This window comes from Caldibacillus debilis DSM 16016, assembly GCF_000383875.1.
Lineage (GTDB): Bacteria > Bacillota > Bacilli > Bacillales > Caldibacillaceae > Caldibacillus > Caldibacillus debilis.
In genome coordinates this window covers 1-20,514 of record NZ_KB912894.1, presented here as the reverse complement: position 1 = coordinate 20,514, position 20,514 = coordinate 1, and the positions used below count along the sequence as shown (strand labels likewise).

15 protein-coding genes are annotated in these 20,514 nt (G+C 52.7%); 8 read left to right on the top strand and 7 right to left on the bottom strand.

Going from position 1 to position 20,514, the window contains the following annotated elements:
• The first annotated feature begins 71 nt into the window (after positions 1–71).
• Entirely contained in the window at positions 72–1,847 is a 1,776-nt protein-coding gene (locus A3EQ_RS0111925; RefSeq protein ID WP_026499926.1) for a glycoside hydrolase family 13 protein, read from the top strand.
• Between the two features lie 80 nt (positions 1,848–1,927).
• On the opposite strand, the gene A3EQ_RS0111915 is transcribed toward A3EQ_RS0111925, so the two are convergent.
• The 4 genes from A3EQ_RS0111915 to A3EQ_RS21015 all read right to left on the bottom strand — a co-directional run bounded on the left by A3EQ_RS0111915 (position 1,928) and on the right by A3EQ_RS21015 (position 7,972).
• Positions 1,928–4,783: a bifunctional diguanylate cyclase/phosphodiesterase gene (locus tag A3EQ_RS0111915; RefSeq protein WP_026499925.1), complete on the bottom strand. Its 2,856-nt coding sequence runs from the start codon at positions 4,781–4,783 to the stop codon at positions 1,928–1,930.
• Positions 4,784–5,184: 401 nt separating this feature from the next.
• Positions 5,185–5,529 (bottom strand): YisL family protein, encoded by a 345-nt coding sequence (locus tag A3EQ_RS0111905; RefSeq protein WP_020155406.1) that lies wholly within the window; start codon positions 5,527–5,529, stop codon positions 5,185–5,187.
• Positions 5,530–5,800: 271 nt separating this feature from the next.
• Positions 5,801–6,709, bottom strand: a complete 909-nt coding sequence (locus A3EQ_RS0111895) for a fumarylacetoacetate hydrolase family protein (protein ID WP_020155404.1) — start codon at positions 6,707–6,709, stop codon at positions 5,801–5,803.
• 108 nt (positions 6,710–6,817) lie between these two features.
• Positions 6,818–7,972, bottom strand: a complete 1,155-nt coding sequence (locus tag A3EQ_RS21015; protein ID WP_040369417.1) for a DUF418 domain-containing protein — start codon at positions 7,970–7,972, stop codon at positions 6,818–6,820.
• A 278-nt stretch (positions 7,973–8,250) separates the two neighbouring features.
• Here A3EQ_RS21015 and A3EQ_RS0111885 point away from each other — a divergent pair, with 278 nt between their 5' ends.
• The 6 genes from A3EQ_RS0111885 (at position 8,251) to A3EQ_RS0111860 (ending at position 10,297) form a co-directional block, all read left to right on the top strand.
• The gene (locus A3EQ_RS0111885; RefSeq protein ID WP_020155402.1) at positions 8,251–8,472 is read left to right on the top strand and encodes a spore germination protein; all 222 of its coding nucleotides are present in this window, start codon (positions 8,251–8,253) and stop codon (positions 8,470–8,472) included.
• Positions 8,473–8,486: 14 nt separating this feature from the next.
• Positions 8,487–8,708, top strand: a complete 222-nt coding sequence (locus A3EQ_RS0111880; protein WP_026499924.1) for a spore germination protein GerPB — start codon at positions 8,487–8,489, stop codon at positions 8,706–8,708.
• A 37-nt stretch (positions 8,709–8,745) separates the two neighbouring features.
• Positions 8,746–9,348: a spore germination protein GerPC gene (gene gerPC / locus A3EQ_RS0111875; RefSeq protein ID WP_020155400.1), complete on the top strand. Its 603-nt coding sequence runs from the start codon at positions 8,746–8,748 to the stop codon at positions 9,346–9,348.
• Positions 9,349–9,382: 34 nt separating this feature from the next.
• Positions 9,383–9,577, top strand: coding sequence for a hypothetical protein (locus tag A3EQ_RS0111870; RefSeq protein WP_020155399.1), 195 nt, complete (start codon positions 9,383–9,385; stop codon positions 9,575–9,577).
• Positions 9,574–9,972, top strand: coding sequence for a spore germination protein GerPE (locus A3EQ_RS0111865; protein WP_020155398.1), 399 nt, complete (start codon positions 9,574–9,576; stop codon positions 9,970–9,972). The genes A3EQ_RS0111870 and A3EQ_RS0111865 overlap by 4 nt, the downstream gene beginning before the upstream one ends.
• 106 nt (positions 9,973–10,078) lie before the next feature.
• Positions 10,079–10,297, top strand: coding sequence for a spore germination protein (locus tag A3EQ_RS0111860; protein ID WP_020155397.1), 219 nt, complete (start codon positions 10,079–10,081; stop codon positions 10,295–10,297).
• A 479-nt stretch (positions 10,298–10,776) separates the two neighbouring features.
• On the opposite strand, the gene addA is transcribed toward A3EQ_RS0111860, so the two are convergent.
• Complete coding sequence (gene addA / locus A3EQ_RS0111850) at positions 10,777–14,526, bottom strand: helicase-exonuclease AddAB subunit AddA (RefSeq protein ID WP_020155395.1); 3,750 nt, start codon at positions 14,524–14,526, stop codon at positions 10,777–10,779.
• Positions 14,523–17,996 carry a helicase-exonuclease AddAB subunit AddB gene (gene addB / locus A3EQ_RS0111845; RefSeq protein ID WP_020155394.1) on the bottom strand — a complete coding sequence of 1,158 codons (3,474 nt, stop codon included), beginning with the start codon at positions 17,994–17,996 and terminating at the stop codon, positions 14,523–14,525. Before addB ends, addA begins: the two co-directional genes overlap by 4 nt.
• A 302-nt stretch (positions 17,997–18,298) precedes the next feature.
• Between addB and A3EQ_RS0111835 the strand changes: the two genes are divergently transcribed.
• Positions 18,299–19,423, top strand: coding sequence for an MFS transporter (locus tag A3EQ_RS0111835; protein ID WP_020155392.1), 1,125 nt, complete (start codon positions 18,299–18,301; stop codon positions 19,421–19,423).
• A gap of 54 nt (positions 19,424–19,477) precedes the next feature.
• Here the strand turns inward: A3EQ_RS0111835 and A3EQ_RS21010 are convergent, their stop codons facing one another.
• Entirely contained in the window at positions 19,478–20,122 is a 645-nt protein-coding gene (locus A3EQ_RS21010; RefSeq protein ID WP_020155391.1) for a TVP38/TMEM64 family protein, read from the bottom strand.
• Positions 20,123–20,514 lie beyond the last annotated feature (392 nt).

Genomic DNA, 20,514 nt, shown 5'->3' with positions numbered 1-20,514 from the left:
AATGATAACGTTTCCATTTATAATGGATTTATATGATGTGTGCAAACGTTTGTCATGAAAGGAGAAAGATGATGCTGAAAGAAGCTATCTACCACCGCCCGAAAAATGAATTCGCCTACGCATTCGATGAAAAAACCGTTCACATCCGTTTACGGACAAAAAAGGGGGATGCGGAAACGGTATTCCTGATTTATGGAGACCCTTACGGATGGGAACAGGGAAAATGGATGACGAAAAGGGAAAAGATGAAGAAAATTGGCAATGATGCCCTTTTTGACTATTGGTTTCTTGCGGTTACGCCTCCATACCGCCGTCTCCGATACGGATTTGAAATTCACTCGACAAAACAGAAGATTTTTTATGGGGAAAAGGGTTTTTTTGATCGCGTTCCCGATGAAGATATTGCGAATTTCTTTTGTTTTCCCTTCATTAACGGTGAAGATTTGTTTCAAGCCCCGGAATGGGTGAAAAATACGGTTTGGTATCAAATTTTTCCTGAACGGTTTGCCAACGGAAACAAAGAAAACGATCCGCCTGGCACTTTGCCTTGGGCAAGCGCGGAACCGGCGAGCGACAATTTTTTCGGCGGAGACTTAGAAGGAATCATTGGAAAACTGGACTACTTATCGGACCTTGGCATAAACGGCATCTATCTTACTCCGATATTCAAAGCCGCTTCCAATCATAAATACGACACGATTGATTATTTTGAAATTGATCCCCAATTTGGCGACAAGAAAACCTTTAAACGATTGGTCGACGAATGCCATCGGAGAGGAATCCGTATCATGTTGGACGCCGTGTTTAACCACTGCGGCTTCTACTTCCCTCCTTTCCAGGACGTGTTAAAAAACGGTGAACGTTCCAAATACAAAGACTGGTTTTTCATCCGCGAATTTCCGGTTCAAACGGAACCTCATCCCAATTATGATACTTTCGCCTTTACACCCTTCATGCCTAAGTTGAATACGGAAAATAAAGAAGTAAGGAAGTATTTGCTGGAAGTAGGCCAATATTGGGTGAAAGAATTTGATATTGACGGATGGCGGCTGGATGTGGCAAATGAGGTCAGCCATCAATTTTGGCGGGAATTTCGAAAGGCCGTACGCAGGGTCAAAAAGGATGTATATATTTTAGGAGAAATTTGGCATGATGCCATGCCATGGCTCGGAGGCGATCAGTTTGACGCCGTCATGAACTATCCTTTTTCCAAAGGAGCGTTGCAATTTTTTGCCGAAGAAAAAATCGATGGAAAGACATTTTCGGAAATGATCCAACAGGTCCTTTTTTCCTATCCTGAATATATTAATCATTTCGCTTTTAATTTATTGGGCAGCCATGACACCGCAAGAATTCAAAACATCGCCGGTTTCCATCAGGGAAAGGTTAAGCTGCTTTTCGCCTTTCTTCTCAGTTTTCCGGGTTCTCCTTGTATTTATTACGGCGATGAAATCGGTCTGACGGGAGAAAACGACCCCGGTTGCCGGAAATGCATGGAATGGGACCCGAGAAAACAAAACTTGGATCTATACCGGACCGTAAAAAAATTGATTCAACTGCGGAAAACCCATCCGATTATGGCCAACGACGGGGCAATTTCCTTTCCGGAACTGAAAGAAGACACAGAGCAAGTGATTTTCCATAAAGAAAACGAGAGGGAATTGCTGGTTGCCGCAATGAACCGCTCTGAAAAACCGGTCCGCCTATTGTTAGACATTCCCTTCGATCAAGTGGAAAGAGAATATACTGATCTTTGGGAAAATAAGAAGGAAAAGATCGAAGAATCACAATTTCCGGCCGATATCGGCCCATTCGGATTCAAATTTTTCCTCTTCCAAAAAAAATAAAGGCGTCTTCGATTTTGGAACCAGAAAAAAAGGAAAAGCCAGACCTCCGGGGTTTGGCTTTTCCTTCGATATGGAAGATCTCATCGCCTTTCCTTTTTTAACCGTTCAAGGAGCTTGTCTTCGGTCAGCGGTTTTTCAATGTAGTACCCCTGGGCGTAGTGGCACCGCAAATCTTTTAAAACCTTGATCTGTTCCAGGGTTTCGACCCCTTCCGCGACGATCTTCATGGACAATCCCGTGCCGATCGTGATGATCGCCTGAACCAAGGTCCGGTCAAACCGGTCGCAATGCAGATTGTTGATGAAGGAGCGGTCGATTTTCAACAAATTGATCGGCAGATTTCTTAAATAGCTTAAGGAAGAATACCCGGTGCCAAAGTCGTCGATCGACATTTTCACGCCGAGATCCTGCAGGGAATTGAAGACCTTTTTCGTGTGCTCCAGATTGAAGAGCATGACGCTTTCCGTGATTTCCAAATGCAGGTATTTCGGATCCAGGCCCGACCGGCGGAGGGCCTCATTTACATAATCCAGGAAGTGGGGATGCTGGATCTGCTGGGCGGAAACGTTGACGGCCATGATCAGCTCCCCGAATCCCTGATCCATCCAGGTTTTGGCCGCCCGGCAGGCCTCATTCAACACCCATCTGCCGATTTCGTGGATGATCCCCGTTTCCTCCGCGATCGGAATAAACTCCATCGGGGGAATCGTGCCGATCACCGGGTGGTTCCAGCGAATCAGCGCCTCACAGCCGATGATCCGGTTCGTTTGCAGGTCGATAAAGGGCTGGTAGCACAAAAACAGCTCATTTTTTTCGATGGCCCGCCGCAAATAGCTTTCCAGCTCGAAGCGCTTTTGAATCTGGTCATTCATCTCATTGGAAAAAAACATCAGCTTTGTGCCGTCCATCCTTTTGGCCCGATTCATGGCGATGTCGGCATATTTCAACAGAAGCTGGTGATCCTTCGCGTCGTGAGGGTAAAAGCTGACCCCCATGCTGATGGACAAATAGATCTCATGGGAATCAAAAACGATCGGGCGATCGGTAATTTTTTTGATGGCGCCGGCCAGCCTGATGATGTTTTTCGTTTCCGTCTCATTCTTCAGGAGAATGGTAAACTTGTCGCCGCCAAAGCGGGCAAGGATGCCGTTTTCCGGCAAAATGGAATTCAGCCGCCGGGCAAGTTCGACGAGCACCTGATCGCCGATATCATGGCCGAAACTGTCGTTGATAATCTTGAAACGGTCCACGTCGATAAACATGACGGCAAACCTTTCCCTTTTCTCGACGGCTTCCTTCACCATTTCGGTTATTTTTTCCCGGTTCGGCAGGCCGGTGCTCCGGTCGTAATAAGCCAGCTGCAATATCTTTTCCTCATACTTCTTGTTCTCGGTAATGTTCCGGGCGAAAACGAAGATGCCGGCCGTCTCCCCGTTTACGATGATCGGGATATTGAGGATTTGGAACAGCTGGATTTCCCCCGATTTTACAGGCAGTTCGAGCTGGTACGTCTGCTCCTTTCCTTTCATCGTCCGGACAAAAGCCCGTTTCACCATACCCACGTCCTTGGGCTGGACAAATAAAACGGCCGGTTTTCCGATGAACTGCTCATCGCCGAAGGCCTCTTTGAACGCCCGGTTAAACCGCACGATATTGCCTTTTGGGTCGGTGGCGAAAACGATATCGGAATTGTTGTCGAAAAGGGATTTGAAGTATTGGTGCGAGTAGTCGAGTTCGTGATGGAGCTTCAGCAGATCCTTTTTCGATTCCTCCATCAGCTTGGTCAAAATGATCCGGGATTGCATCCCCGACGAAATCGAGTAGCGGATCGGCGGCCTTTTTTCCGGCGGCTTCCTCTCCCCTTCGGAAAAGCCGAAGGCAACGCAGGTAAAGCTTCCGATCTTTCCCTTTCGCAAATATTCGTCGGTCAATTCCCCGCGGGAAAGAAAACCGTTGGCCGGGGCGAGCCATTGGAAATTGTCCACCTCTTCGGAAGTAAACCGTTTCAAAAAATGATAACGGCGCTTACAGCAATAAACGAACAGCCCTTCCGGGGCAAAATCGGCCATCTCCCCCGTCATTTCTCTTCCCTGCTCGACCAGCTTGGCGATATCGGGATAAACAATGGTAAACTTGTCGTTTTTCGATACGGCATCATTAAAAGTGGCCGTTCCGTCATCGTGAAGCCGGACCAAGTAGCGGTACTCCCGTCCCCCGCTCTTAAGGGACAGAAAAGGAAATTCCGGGCCGGCTTCAAGCAAATTTTCTGTAAAATATGTACTGAAATATTTTTCAAAATATTGGGCAGGCTTTATCCCGTTGATGGAAAGGACCCGGTTCCCTTCCGCTTCCGTGACGGCAAAGATCGGTCCGATTTCTTTCCAGGAAATATTGTCGTAGCAGCGGATTCTGAATTCCGGATTAAAAAATCCCGCGATGGCCATCCCATTTTCGGAAATCCGGTCCTTCGTGAAGACAAGGGCGCCCTCTTCTCCTCCGGCAATCCCGCCGGCCAGCTTGATCTCCCGGTTTTCCACAATCTTTCGCAATTGTCCGATGTTCTCTTTCCGGCTTCCCGATCCCGCGGCGAGAACGATCAAACCCTTTAAGTCTTCCGAAGGTCGGCCAAAGGGTTCCATGCCTGGCTCGAGCAGACAGGTTTCAATCTTCGTATGTATAAATTGGGTGAAACTGATAAAAACCGGACATTTTTCGATCTTCCCCTGAATGATCCCGTATTCGGCCGTGCAGCCGATCAAATGGCAATCCGGCAATAATTCCCTCATTACCCCCTGGAATTCTTTTATTTTTTCCGCGTCCCGGGATCCGAAAAAAACTTGCAAGAAGAGCCGGTCATTGTTAAGGATCCTTTTTTCCGCCAAAAAATTTTGCAACTGTTCCTTGTCTCTGTACTCGACACTGTACGACTGCGCCAAATTATCACCCGCTCTTTATCTCTATGCGTGAAAATAAGGGTCACATTTTAATAATAATAAATTCGACAATTTCTGACAAGGTCCTGCCTTTGACAGATTTTAAGTATTTCAGATTCGTATATTCCGATTTATAGTATTCCTTCAACGCTCCAACAATCCGCCGGATCAACCGCCTTCCCCCGCCGTCTTTCGCGGATCCGATAAGAGCGGGGTCCACGAAGGGCGGGAAAGGGAAGGAAAATGCAATAAAGCCGTCCGTCGGGAAAACGGAGATCTTCCGGAAAAAAGGAAGACATCCGCTTTCGGAGAGGGCAGCCTGCTCATCTTCCGGCATGCTCCGCAAGGAGAGGCGGATCGGCCCGATTCCGGCCTCCCTGTTTCCGGCATGCCGCGGTGCGGAACTACATGGAGAGGGGGAGTTTGTATCCCAGATACAAAACAACCGCCAGAAAAACGGCAAACAGGGCGGATACGGTTCCCGCCGGCTGATTTTTTTCCTTTTTCACTAAAACCATTTCCATCAAGGAAATGACGATGATGCCCACGACCGCCTTAACGTAATAAAGGGGAGTCGGATCGATTCGAAAAAGGATGTACACCCCGGTGGCAAAAGTCAGCAGATAAAACAGCCTGAGGACCATCTGGACCGCTTTCGCAGGCCGGGCCTTCCCCTTATTTAATAAAATCCAGGCGGTCACGAACAGGACGAGGGCAACGGCCCAGCTGGACGCATGTGCGATCAGCATACGATACCTCCTTAGACAAGCTTTTTATTAAATCATCATATCATAGTCTGCCGAATTTTCCCATTGATTGCGCTTCACGCCGGGGAACGGCCTTTTTCCTCCGGATCCGGAGCCCGCGTCCGCCGGTCCCGAAATCCGGGGAATCTCCCTCCCGTCCCCGGGATCCCGCTTCCTCCCGCCGTCCCCGCCGGCTGTCCGGCAAAGGCGTTTGCGGACCGCTTATCGACGGTTTGCATCCAGCCGACCCCGTCTGATGCCGCCGGGCGGATCTTCATTCCCCCACCCGGTTTTGCAGGACGCCGATCCCGTCGATCGAAACTTCGATCCAATCACCCGGGCGCAGGAATTTCGGGGGCCGGAACCCGCTGCCGACGCCGCTTGGGGTTCCCGTCGCGATGATGTCTCCGGGCTCCAAAGTGATCCCCCTGGATATTTCCGCGATGATCTCATCGATGGAAAAAATCATCTCCCCCGCACGCGCCTTTTGCCGCAACTCCCCGTTCACCCTCGTTTCGATCCGCAGCCGGGAAGGATCTTCAACCGCCGAACGGTGGACGATCCAGGGGCCGATCGGGCAAGAACCGTCCAAACTTTTCCCGAGGAAAAACTGCCGGTGCTTTTTTTGCAAGTCCCGGGCCGTAACATCATTCACGATCGTGTAGCCGAAAATATGGGAAGCGGCCGCTTCCTTCCGGATCTTTCGCCCCCTTTTCCCGATGACGACGGCCAGCTCCCCTTCGTAATCGAGGCAGCCGGTCAAATCCCCGTGGGCGGGAACGGTTTCCCGGTGGCCGATCAGCGCCGTCGGGGCCTTGGTGAAGACGATCAGCGCCTCCGGAACGCTTTCTTCTCCGCCCATTTCCAAGGCGTGCTCCCGGTAATTTTTCCCGACGCAAAAAATATTTTTCCGGGGAACGTGGGGCGGCAAAAACCGGACTTCGTCCGTCCTGACGGCGAAATTTTTTAAAGCCCCTTCCTGTTCCGCCCTGCTGCAGGCCTCGGCAATTTTGGGCAAAAATTGATCTTCCTTTTCAATCAATTCGAGCATCGTTTTCGGAAATGCCGCCGCCGGATCAAGGAATCGTTCCAAATCCGACACCGGAACGATTTCTCGGCCATTTTCAAGCGCCAGGCCGAGAAACGTCCCTTTTCCCGCGGCGGTTGCCGTTAAAAATTTCATTTTCCTCCATCCCCTTTCCCAAAATAGGCATGAATATGAAGCAGCGCCCGCCCCTTTGAGCCCCCGCACAAAGGGACGGCGTCTGCGGACCCCTTCGCTCTTTCCTGTTCATCCCGCCGTACGGGAGCCCCGTGTCCAGTAAACTTTCCGCCAAAGCCACTCCGACGGTCCGCGGGAAAATCTTCTCAGCCAAAGCCGGCTGATCAAGACCTGCACGGCGAAAAGGGCGATGACCGCGGAAAAGGCGGCGGCGATGGACACCTTTCCGTAGAGGGAAAAACCGTACCCGTAAAAAATCGTCGTGCAAACCAACGACTGGAACAAATAATTGGTCAAAGACATTCTCCCGGCGCAAGAAAAGGCGGCAAACACCTTTTTCCCGTATCCGCTGTTCACCGCCAAGTAGAGGCCCGCCAGGAAGGCCATGGACAACAGCGGACCGCCGAATACGTCCTGGATGTAGACGTTGCCCGCGGTTTCTCCCGCCCAATAAGGGAGGGTCTTCAAGACAAGCCCCGCCGGAAGGGCAAAAGCAAACCGCTTCCGGTAATAGGAAAACAGGCGCCGGCCGCCGGCCAGGCGTCCTTCTTTGGCAAATCCCGCCCCGGCCAACAAAAAGGGGAAAATCATGAACAGCATGACAAGGAGATTCCAGGGGTGATGGATCTCCGCCCACTCCGACACCCGGTAGCGGGTGATTTCCAAAAAGGAGCCGTTCCCGTAAATGTGCAGGGCCTTCTCCGCCTTTTCCGGTTCGGCCAGATCCTTCGCAGCAAGCCCCGACAACAGGGTCAGCGCGGCGATCAGCAAATTCGGCGCGAGGTATAAGATCCCCGCCGTTTTTAACAATTTTTTCCCCGGCCGCCGCAAAAAGGGCAAAAGGAGGAATCCGCACAGGGCGTAGCCGGCCAAAATATCCCCCGTCCAAAGGAAAAAGGCGTGAAGCAAGCCGAGCAGCAACAAGAACGCAAGCCTGCGGGTGAGCACCGGCCGGGAATTCACCCCCTTTGCCTCCGCCTTTTCGCTGATCAGGACCATCCCGTAGCCGAAAAGAAAGGCGAATAAAGGATAGAAACTCGACTGGGCGAACACGTCAATGAAAATATAAACCGCCCGGTCGGCGAAAGTTTCCGCGGCATCAAGGGGATTCATATACAAATAAGGCATCTGAAAATCCAGCATGTTCACCGCAAAGATCCCGAGCAGGCACACCCCCCGCAGCGCATCGATGAAAAAGATCCTTTCCTTTTGATGTGAAACCATATCTTCCAGACCGATCCTCCTCCCGTCCCGGGTAAAATTTCCTTTCGTTCCGCCGGAAAGCCGTTTGTTGCCGGAAAGTCGCGCAAAAAAAGGGACATGGCTCTCCTTTGCGGGGCGTCCTTCCCACACCTCCGGGGAAAAACTCCGCCGCTTCCGGCCTTTGGAAATCCCCCCGCAGGCCATCCCTCCCGCCGCCCCAAGGAACTCCCGGCCCTTCCTATCACATTGCCGGATGACCGGCATACAATAAAAAAGAAAACCCGTAAGGATGTGAGCATGTGCCCGCAATCGTCGGCATCGTTCAGGTGAACAGCATCGGTTCCAGCGGTATTTTCCATATCGGCGATGTCTATCGGGTCTCTCCCCTGTCCAATGTAAAAACCTTTTCCGGAGCAGGGTCCTTCAACACGGGCGAACGGATTCTCGTATACAACCATCTGAGCCGGACGAATACGTTCGACAGGGATTTTAAAGACCAAACCCATTTATTGAATGCTTGAACGGCGGTGAAAAAATGGCCCTCTATGTGCATCAGTCGATCCATATCAATGTGCTGCGCGTCGGCAACATCATCAATTCCTCGCTTTTGCAGATCGGAACGAGCGGGATTATCCATTCCTCGGCCCGATTGGCCAACACGGGCATGTTCGCGGCCCCCGTTCCCGAGGCGAAGCATCCGGGTTATGTATCGAAGGAAATCGAAACGACTTCCGTTCCGCTGCAGCCGTCGGGATAAAGGTTTTGTCATAATCATAACAAGGCGGTGTTCATCCTTGTCAAGGGAAATCATCCAATACATCCATCAATTGCATGCCTACATCAAAAGCCAGGAACAAAAAATGAAGGAACTGGAGAAGGAAATCGGGAGGATGAAATCCCAACTTTCCGATCTTTCCGGCCGGCCGCCCGTCCACATCGACAAAATCGACTACCATTTCGATCAATTAAAAATCGAACGGCTGGAAGGCACGCTGACCATCGGTTTGAATCCCAACGACCTGCAAAATACGGATGAGCTCCTCCTCGGAAACCTTCCCCCCTTCGTTGGAAAAGACCCGGAAAAAACGAGGGAAGACCGGGAAATGACGGAAAGGATCGAGAAAAGCGTCAACGCCTTCCTGGATGAACAATTGGAGACCATCGTGGAAAAGGCAACAAAACAGCTGCAAATGGAAACCGATCCGTCCATGACAAAATTTATCCGTGAGGATATCCGGCGGCAATTGCGGGGACAAATCGATTCTTATTTGCAATCTTTTCGGCAAAAACACGGAGAACTCCCTGAAGCGGAATTGGAAAAACAAATACGGGAGCAGATCGCCGCGGACATCAACCGGGGCGTCTACGCCTTTTTGTCGGCTTTCCGCAATCCTTAAATGTTCCATCATTTCAGAAAAAGGAGGGATGCCCTTGTTCTCATTGACAGTCACCAACGGCGAACTGATAGTCGGGGAAATCAAAATGACCGCCGCAACCAATTCCTCCCTCGTCCTGATCGGCGATGCCTCCAGCATCCAACTGGCATCCTTTTTCGATACGCCGAAGGAATCCTTCATCAACGGTCCCTTCCTCCCCCTTCCCCTGGAAGGCGGAAGGGAAGGATGAAACGGGTTTCCCGGGTCCATTCCGTTCTCGTGGAAACGATTTCCTTCAGTTCCCTGCTCCAGATCGGCGACTCGATGGTGATTGACGGTTGTTCCCGGGCCATCGCCGTCCAGCGGGAGAAAGAACTGTTCTTCGGAAGCGAAGGAAATTTTTCCGCCTATCCCGTTTTCCGACATCGGATCCGGTTCCCGGAGATCTCACCCGTCCCTCTTCTCACCCGGCAGGAAAGGGGAAGCATCAACGTCAACCGGGTCCATGTGACCGGCCTGGCGGCTTCGTCCATCCTCCACATCGGAAGCAACGAGCAAACCCGTTTGGAAAGCCGGATCAAACATATCCGGCAGCTGGAATCGGAAGACAAGAAGAACGGGAACGGGGAAATTTTCATAAAATAAAGGGAGAGCCGGAGACCTTCTTTGAACCTTCACGGTCGGAAAAGTCAGGGATATTTATCGAAAAACGGAGGGATTCCGGCGAGGAATCGGAAAAAGGAAGTTTTCCATGCCGTCCATCATAGGTTCCATTCAAATCATGAACGTGAGTTCCGGGATCGTGAATTTCGGCGACACATTGAATATTTCCCCGAAGACCAACACAAAATCCAATCACGGATCGGGCTCCGCCAATATCGGAGCCGTCATCGTCACCAATAACGCCTTGAGCTCGACGGGCACGTTGGACAAAGACGTCTTGGACCAGGCCAATACGGCCAATCAATGAAAAGGGCTCGCAAGTCCATGTCCGGCTTGCGGGCCCAGATCCAATTTGTTAAAGGAGATAAACCAGGCCTATTTCAACGTTAGCAAACCCTTGGTCTTCACAGTGCCAATCCGTAAAACGGACCAACCGCCCTTTCGTTTTCCCGATCCGCAAAAAGGCGGGGCTGAGGAAAAACAAGGCGGAAAAGGGAAGGCTGCGGGTTTCCCCATCCCGGAAAAGGCGGAAAAACGGATGATAACGAGGTTTCCGGACCTTCCCACACCTCCGGAAAATTCGGAAAAAGGCGGCGGCATCACGGTAAAGCCCGAATGTCGGACAAACTCTTTCAGAGAGAGACCGGAAAAGGGCGGTCCTTTTCCATGTGCTCTGCACCGGTTTTCCTCGCCGGGCCGACGGCCGATGGGGGTAAGGGTTTCCCCGGGCCCGAACCGGCCCGAAGGCCCGCCCCCTTCCGAAAGCGGGGAAGCGTTCGCCTCCCGTTAAACATCGACTTTCACGAGATGGCCGCCGTCAAAAAAGAACAAATAGCATTCGTCCATTTTCTCGCGGGTGATTTCCTCGATCGCCCGCTTATACCATGCGATCTGCGTCCGGTACCTGGCGAGCAGCACCGGTTTCGCCGCTTGGAAATCGGGGAAACGGCCCGTGACCGCGTCGGTCTTGTAATCGAGGAGCACCAGCCCCTTTTCGTCCTTAAACAGGCAATCGATGATCCCCTGAACGAAAACCGGGTCCTCCCCGGCCGGGTAGTCCGGGTAAATCTCCCGCGGGTCGACGGCGAGGCTGAACGGAAGTTCCCTTTTCACCCACTTGGCGCCGATCAGCCGCCGGCCGAGATCCGTCTGGAAAAAACCGAGGATGACGTCCGTATCCACGCTTCTTCTTTCTTCCTCCGTCAGCAATTCCTTCCGCTGCATCTCCGAAAGGAGTGCTTCCATCTCTTCCTTAAGCGGCGGCTTCGACAGATCGATGTGCTGCATGACCAAATGCATGGCCGTCCCTTTTTCCGCCGGAGACAGCTTCTTTTCCTTCAAAAATTTCGGCCGTTCCAAAATCAGCGGCTTGAACGGGGAAGCGGACGCCGCCTGCCCGCCGGTTTCCGCCGGTTCGTTCCGCCTTTTCAGCTCGGAAACGGATTGTTTGCTGTTGTGAACCGTCGCCGGGCGATGGGGATATTCCCAGCGGAGCAGCGCCTCGATCCGGCTTTTGTAGGAAGATTCCTCCGGAACGGGCTCCCCATTTTTCACCGCGGAAAGCCAACGGGGCCGCTCCTTTTCCTGCGGATTTTCTCCGCCTTCGATCGCCTCCCGGGAAAGGACGGAGACTTGAAAAACGGCCGGATGCCGGTAAACTTCCGCATTACCCGCCTTCTGTCCTTCTTCCCGCAACGGTTCCCCGTCCCGGTGGCGGATGAGGCACGGGCCGATAAAGTGCAAATAGCTTTTGCCGTTCAAGCGGTCGTAGGCGTCCAGAACCCAGCCGGTTTCATCGGCATGCTTCCGCCACTGGTCCAAAAGCCCGGGGAGGTCCTTCGTTGAACCGACCAAGTAAAGTTTCTCTTTCGCCCGCGTCATGGCGACATAAAGGATCCGCATTTCCTCGGCAATAAATTCCAATTTTTTCTTTCTTAGAACGGCCAATTGGAAGATGGAAGGATAGGTGATCTGCTTGTCCGGATTCATGTACTTCACGGCAAAACCGTAATCTTTGTCAAGCAGATAATCCTTCCTTAAATCCATCATGTTAAAGGAGCGGCCCAACCCGGCGACGAAGACGACGGGAAACTCAAGGCCCTTGCTCGAATGGATCGTCATCAGCCGGACGACATCCTCCTGTTCGCCGAGGGCTTTCGCTTCCCCGAAATCATTCCCCCGCTCCGTCATCCGTTCGACGAAGCGCAAAAAGCGGAACAAGCCCCTGAAGGAAGTTTCTTCGTATTGCCGCGCCCGGTGGAAAAGGGCAAGCAAATTCGCCCGCCGCTGCCTCCCGCCGGGAAGCCCGCCGACGAAATCGAAATATTTCGTGTCCCGGTAAAGGCGCCAGATCAGTTCGGAAAGGGAATGGGTCCGGGCGTAGCTGCGCCAGCCGGATAATTGCCGCAAAAACTCCTTGACCGTCTGATGGATCCGCTCCTCCCGGTCCGTCTCCGGGACGGATTCCGAGAATGTTTTCACCGCTTCGTAGAAGCTTTTCTTCGGGGAGCGGATGCGGATGCGCGCCAAGTCATCCTCGCTGAGCCCCACGATCGGCGAACGGAGCACGGAAGCGAGGGGAATGTCCTGAAACGGATTGTCGATAATTTTCAATAAGGAAAGGACCGTCTCCACTTCCGTCGCCTGAAAATAGCCGGAGGATAAATCGGCATAAGCCGGGATGCCGTATTGTTTGAACTCATCCAGAAATTGCGGGGCCCATGTAAAGGAACGGAGCAGGATGACGATATCCCTGTATTGGACCGGCCGGCTTGCGCCCTTTTTCGGATCGTAGACGGGATGTTTTTCATCGATCAGTTTCCGTATCGTCTGGGCGACAAACTTCGCCTCCAGCTGGGATTGTTCCAAGTCCTCCCTCGCCAGCAAGTCCTCTTCATTGCCGTTCTCTTCCCCGTTTCCCCCGGCATCCGGCTCCTCATCCCCGCCGTCCGTGTGCAAAAGGGCGACCTCCACGGGATGGGGACCATCTTGGGGATAGGCGGCCCCGGGCTTCAGTTCGGCGCTTTCATCATAGGCAATTTCTCCCACATATTCGTCCATGATCTGTTTAAAGATAAAATTCGTGCCGTCCAAAATCTCTTTTCTGCTACGGAAATTTTGGGACAGATCGATCTTCAGGCCGCTTTCCATCCCGTTCCGGCGAAAGCGGTGGTATTTGTCCAAAAACAGCTTCGGTTCGGCCAGACGAAAACGGTAGATCGACTGCTTCACATCGCCGACCATAAACAGGTTCCCGTCGGCTTCCCCGCCCCTTTTCACCAGCTGCAAAATGGATTCCTGAACCATGTTCGTATCCTGATATTCGTCGACCAGCACTTCCTTGAACTTCTTTTGATAATAGAGAGCCGCTTCCGTCGGTTCCAGCCGGTTCGTCTCCGGATCGAATTTTCCCAGGATCGCCATGCAGTAATGTTCCAAATCGGAAAAGTCGGCGAGGGCCCGTTCCTTTTTCAAGGCGGCGAACTTTTCGGCAAATTTTCGGACGAGGGAAACCAAGGTTTCCACGGGTTTTTTCATTTCCCGCAAGTCGCGCAAGAATGTTTCCGGTTTCCGGGAAAACAGCTCGTTTTTCAGTTTTTGGATCAGCTGCTTCCCTTTTTCCCGCAATTTTTTAGCCCGTTCCGTCAGTTCGGGGTCGTATTCGTCCCCCTTGCAAGGTTTCAGTTTCGTAAACGCGGCGGCGTTCACCGCCTCGTACAGGGCGGAAAAGGATTCGTTTTTCGCCGAAAGCAGCGCATCCGCCAACTGCAGGTCGGCCAGGAAATTTTCCTCCTGCACCCGGGGGCCACCAGGCTTCCGGGCCAGTTCGAGACATTCGCCAAACAGCCTTTTCGCTTCCTTCAGCTGCAATTCGGCCTCAAACATCAGGTGATGGATGTAGGGAAGGTCGTCAACCCTTTCCCCCGCATCGTACAGCTTCGGCAAATTCGCAAGCCATGCGTCAGGATTCGGAGTCGCGCGGGAAAAATCGTACAGCTTCATGATCAAATCGGCCAGATCGCTGTCGCTCCGGTCGCCGGTGAACATGTCGGCGACGCGGAAAAATTCTTCATTGCCTTCCTTGCCGTACTCCTCCTCCAACACCGCGTCCATGGCTTCGTCCCGCAACAGGAGCCCTTCCGTTTCGTCCAAAATGCGGAAATTCGGATCGAGATCGATCAAATAATAAAATTTTTTTATGACTTCCAAACAAAAGGAATGGATCGTGGATATGGACGCCTGGTTCAACAAACTCAGCTGCCTGCGCAAGAATTTGGAACCGGGATTTTCGGCGATCTTTTTTTCCAGGGCCTGCCCGATCCTTTGCCTCATTTCCTGGGCGGAAAGGTTGGTGAAGGTGACGACCAGCAGTTCATCGACATTGACCGGGTCTTTTTCATCGATGATTTTCTCGATGATCCGTTCGACCAATACCGCCGTCTTCCCCGAGCCGGCCGCGGCCGCCACCAGGATGTCCTGCCCTTTGGCCCGGATCGCCTTCTCCTGATCCTTGGTCCATGACACGGAACCCTTCATTGATCCGCCACCTCCCTTTTCATGAATGCCATCGCCTCGTCCTGCTTCAAGGGGGTTAAAACCCGGAACCGGTTCTCGCCCAGTCTTTGATCGAATTGGCAAACCGGGTGAAAGGGGCAATATTGGCAGGGGGTCTCCCCGTTCATTTTATAAGGGGCGATATCGACGCTGCCTTCGGCGATCGCCTCCCCGGTTTTTTGGAACACCCGCCGGACGTATTGGCGCATCACGGAAAATTCCTCTTCATCGGCGGTTTTCGATCTGGCCGTCAGCCGGCCGTCCCGTTTGATCCCCGCGGCGATGATTTGCGATTCGCCGCTTGTCAGCGTCTGATCCATGGCCTTAATAATTTCCGGATCGGACAAGGCCAGCCCGGCCATCTTATACTTTTTGAAAATTTCCCTTTCGATCTCTTCGTCGGAAAGGGGTTTCCCGCTCCGGACCGAAGGATTGTGGACGCGGAAATAGAACACGCCGGCGGGCTTGGCCGGTTTTCCGACCAGCATCTCCGAGTAGGAAAGCAGCACGTCCAGATAGGTCAGCATCTGCAAGGCCAGCCCGTAATACACTTCGCCGAGGTCCAAGGCCCTGCTGCCCGATTTGTAATCGATGATGCGCAAAAATACGCCCCGGTCCGTTTCCGCCTTGTCCACCCGGTCGATCCGGCCGACCAGCTCCAGGCTCATGCCGTTCTTCAACCGGTAACGGACGGGGGGAAGGTCCCCCTTCGGCCCGAAGGCGATCTCCAAACCGATCGGTTCAAAGACGCTGGCCTTGGCGTGTTCCCGCAACACCTTGACCGAGCGGAGCAAGATTTTTTCAAACTTCCTTTTCAAATATTGATAGCGGTTGGAACTGAAGAGGATTTCATGCTGCAGTTTCGGGGCCAGCCGTTGGACGGTCTCCTTGACGATTTGTTCCAGTTCGCCCAGGGAAAGGGAGCCCCACGTCCGGTCCATGGACCGGACCTTTTCTCCGATTTCCTTGAGGGCGGCATGGTACAGCTGGCCGATGTCCGGCAGCTCCAGCTTAAAAATCTCCCTTTTTTCCAGCCGCAAACCGTGGGTCAGGAAATGGGCGTAGGGGCAGCTGTTGTACAGCTCCATCCGGGTGATGCTGCCGTAAAGTTTGTCCCCGTAAAGATCTCTGACCGTATCCGGCGACAGTTTTTTCGCTTTGTTTTCATAAAAGAGGCTGGATAGAACGGCCTTTGCCGCCTCTTTATGCCCGCTTTCCATGATCAGGTTGTAACAATCCCACCAAAGGGGAGCGACCGGATATCTCCGCTTGTACCGTTCCAGCTCGTTCGTCAAATGAAATAAGGCGATATCGAAGTTGACGATATAATCCGGCTGTTCCGCTTCCGGGCATTCGTTCGGCTCGCTCTTCAGCGGGATTTCCCGGACCTTCGGGAACATTTCCTTCATTCTTTTGATGTAGGGGGAAGGAAGCAGGGCCTTCCCTTCCTCGTCGGCGATCGGATAAGAAAGGTACAGCCGCTCGGACGGGGTGGTAAAGGCCTTGTAGGCGATGAATTCCTCGTCGAGCAATCTTTCCTTCCCCGTCGGGGCGTTTTTCAGCCCGCGGGCGCTCAGCTGTTCCCGGTCGTCGTCGGAAAGGATTCCTTCCTCGGAAAATTTGGCCGGTAAAATCCCGTCGTTCAACCCGATGAGAAAGGCGATTTTCACGTCCGCCAGACGGGAAAGTTCCAAGTCGGCCACGATCACCTGGTCCAGCGCCGGCGGGACGGTGGAAAAGCGCAACGATTCCAGCCCGCTGTCGATCGTTTCGGCGAAGGCTTCCAGGGACATCCGTTCATCGCCCAACACTTCCACAAATTGGTCCAACAGATCGATGACGGCGGGCCAAACCTGTTCATGTTCCCGGCTTAAGCGAAGCTCCCCGGACGATTCCGCATCCTTCCGCAGCATCTCCAGCTTTTCCGGAACGTCCAAGTCCTCCAGGAAAAGATAGAGCGCCTCGCATAATTCCCTGCCGTTCGCAGCCCTTCGCATCCGCTTTTCCAGGCGGATGATCGGAGCGGTAATCATGTTCCGCCATTCGTTCAATCGATTTTCCAATTCCTTCTCTTCATCCGTCTGCACGGAAAAATCATCGATCCCCCGATACCGCCGGTACCGAAAGGGCGTATCTTCCGTCCATCTTTTTCCCTGGATGCCGTGGCTCAAACAATAATTTTCCAGCACGTCCATCTGTTCCCTCAACGCGGGGAGGTTCGCCCCTTTCGGGAACAAAAAGTCGGTCTTGACCGCCCGAAACACCGCCTCATGGGTCCAGTTCCTGGTTACGATCTCCAGGACGGAACGGATGAATTCGATGAGCGGGTGATTCAACATCATTTTTTTCTGATCGATATAGAAAGGGATCCGGTAATCTTTAAAAATGGTCTCGATCAATTCCAGATAGGCGGGCGAGTTCCTCAGAAGGATGGCCATATCCTTAAACCGGTAGCCCCCGTCCCTGGCGAGGGCGATGATTTTCCGCGCCACCCCTTCCACCTCCGCCCGGATATTGGCGGCTTCCATGATCGCCAAATCCGGTTTTTCCGGAAAAGGGGGAGGGGGCAGCTCTTCAAAATGGGCCTCCAAATATTTCAAACCGGGCGACCGGAAACGGAGGGTTTCCCCGAAGACGAGATCGTCTTCGACGGGCACGCCATTGACCGCAGCCATTTCGTACAGCGTGCCGTAGGTTTCGCCGGTCATCCGGAACAGATCCAACTCATCGGGAATCCGGTCCCGGCAAGGCCTGTCCAGCGTGAGGGCGACCGTCACCCTCGCACAATGTTTCATCAGCTGTTCGATCACCGCATACTCCTGCGGGGTGAACCGGTAAAAACCGTCCAAATACACCTCGCTGTCCCGCAGAATTTCCGAATCCTTGATGTTTTCGGAAAGAAGGGTTAAATAATCATCCGCTGCCGTATATTTGTTTTTCAATACTTCCGTAAATTCCCGGTAAATGATGTGCAGATCGTGGAGCTTATCGAGCAGGTTCTGCCCGAGGTCCCCGCTTCCCCCCACGTCCGCCAATTCCCCGGGTGCGATCAGATACCGCTTGAATTCGGTCAACAAATTTTCCATCTGCCGGATGAAGCCGAATTTGTCCGCGTTTTTCCGGAAAATCTTCAGCTTCTCCCTGTTTTCGTTGATGATCTTCCGGATCAGCATGGCGATCCCCGTCGAGTGGATGTGGATCCGGTTCGCCCCGCCGGTCTCCTGCAGCACGCGCCAGGCGAGCCTTGTGAAACTGTAAATCTGGGTGCGGACCATCCCCCGGATTTCCGAACGGGAGGCAAATTCATATTCCGTTAAAAAGGACATTTGGTCGGGAACGATGTAAAAAATGGGGCGTCCCCAAGGATCCTCCTTCATTTTTCCGATGATTTCATCCATCATGAAGGCGGATTTTCCGCTTCCGGAACGTCCCAGCACAAATCGGACGGACAATTTCTCCTCCTCCCTTGCCTAACCCTTGTCGTCTCATTTCCATTCTACAACATCCCGGTGCAATTGGATACGGTTTTGCCGGCGCCTATAAGCCCGGAAAAGGCTGCCGCCGGCGAAAGGGATTTTCCGGCGGACGAGAGGGACCGGCCATTCCGGTCCCGCATTTTTTCGAAAAAAGCCGTCCCGCGAAGGGCCCGCCCCTTTTCGCCGTTTTAAATTTCCCCCCGCCAAAACGTTTTGACGAAATTTTCCGGCGGTCAAACGGCTTACTTTTCGCATAGTGTAAAAAGAGGTGATCGCCCATGGAAAAGAGGCGGATTTTGACCGGCATCCTTTTGGTGGTCATCGGGATCTTCGTCACTTCCAATATCTACACCCTCATCCCCCTTTATCCGGAGATAGGGAAGGCGATGGGAATCCCGGCGAAGGAAGCCGGTTACGGGAGCACCGCCTTCACCTTGTTTTATGCCTGCGGACTCCTCCTCTGCGGCCCGTTGTCGGACCGGGCGGGAAGAAAAAAGGTAATGGTTGCCGGGCTGTTTTTGTCCGCGTTCACCACCTTCTTCGTTTCATTGGCCCAAAACCCTGCCCAGTTATATTTGTTTCGCGGGCTGCAGGGATTCACCCTGGCCAGTTTTGCCCCGGCGGCCTTCAGCTATTCCTTCGAATTGTTCCGGGACCGGGAACGCCCCTTCTGGCTGGCCTTGATCAACGCGGGGTTCCTCTGCGCGGGCCTGCTCGGCCAAATCGCCGGTTTCGCTTTGGCGGATTACGGCGGATGGACGTCCGTCTACCTATTTTTCAGCATCGCCTACGGCATCCTTGCATTTTTAAGCGTCTCCCTTCTGCCACCCTCTTCATTTTTCGGAAATAAGGAAGGGATTTCCCGGATTTTGCGGGAAATGGCGCTGCTGTTAAAGAATAGGACATTGGCGCAATGCTACGCCCTCGTTTCCACGTTATTGTTTTCCTTCGTCGCCTTTTACGAAGCCCTCGGATACGTTCTTCCCGCTTCATCGGAAAAATTTTTCCAAGTCAGGGCGCTGGGATTGGCGGGGGCTTTCCTGTCCCTTTTTACCGGCATTTTCATCCGTAGGGTGTCCGCCACCCGCACCCTCCTTGCCGGCATCTTCCTCAGCGGGTCGGCGGCGGTCATGCTCCTTTTTTCAGAAACGGCCTTTTCCGTCGGCCTTGTCTCGGTCTTTTTTGTCTCCGGAATTTCCCTTCTGATCCCGACGGTCATTCATCTCATCGGGAACAAAAGCGGTCCGATGCGGGGCAAGGCCCTGTCCTTGTATTCCTTTCTATTGATGGCGGGAGCGGCTCTTGGTTCGCTGGCGGCGGCCATGTTTCCCTATAAAATCGTGCTATTTTTCATTGTCCTTCTGTTTGCCGCCGATTTTTTGATCGCCAGGAATTTGCGTTAAGGGCGGCGGACGGAACACACAAAAAAGCCCGGATCTCCCGAAGAGTCCGGACTTTCACTTCATCCTTTCCCGCTTGACGATTTTCACGGGCCGATGCTCCTTTTCCATTTTGGCGTTCAAATAGTTTTCCACCCGTTTCCCCAGGTACCACAGGACCGCGATGACGACGATGACGATGGAAGTCCTCAAGGGCTGCCTGATCAGGGAAGGGATATCGTGGCCGACGAAACTGATGGTAAAGATCATCACCATTTTCCCCGAAATGACGGCGAGGGCAAACTGATACACGTTGACCTTGGAAAGGCCGGCCACCACGTTGACGACCGCCGAGGGCGTAAAGGGAAAACAAAGGAGCAGAAACAGCGGGCCGAAACCGTGACGCTCCACCCAGTTCATCAGCCTTTGCACCCGGTGGTGGGTGCTTAAAAAACGGAGCAGCTTCTTTTGCCCGTAGATGCGCACCAAGGCAAAGACGAGCAGCGCCCCGGCGGACGAGCCGATCCAGGAGAACAGAAACCCCCACCAAAGTCCGAAGGCGTTGGCGTTCGCCATGACAAACAAAAACAAGGGCAAAAAGGGGAAAAAGGATTCCAAAAGGGGGAGAAATATGCCCGTCAGAGGTCCCAAGGACCTGTAACTTTGGATTAATTCCATCAAGTTTTCCATCGTGAAAAACTCTTTAATCCATGTAAAATCCATAGAAAAGCTCCTTATGCGTCTTCGATCCTCTGATTTCCGGTTCCAAACTGCAAAAAAATTGTAACTATTTTATTATAACATAGATTGGTTTCAACATGCATACAACCGCTTTCTCATGTATGTGTCAAGATTTTCTCGGGATGGTTATCAGATCAATAATTCAGGCGCCCTCATTTTGTACACCACAACTAATGTTTTTGCCAGTTCCTGTAAATCGATTCCGGAAGTGTCAGTAATGTTGGCCATTATGGATGACCTTCCGCAATCTTCCTACGGCACTTGAATTGCACGTGTATACCGCGATCGATCCGTGCCGCACCCCGACTGATGGCCGGGTTCTCTCATGCAATATTGCGCTCATCTTTACGATTTTCCGGGCTTCCCGCTGTTTT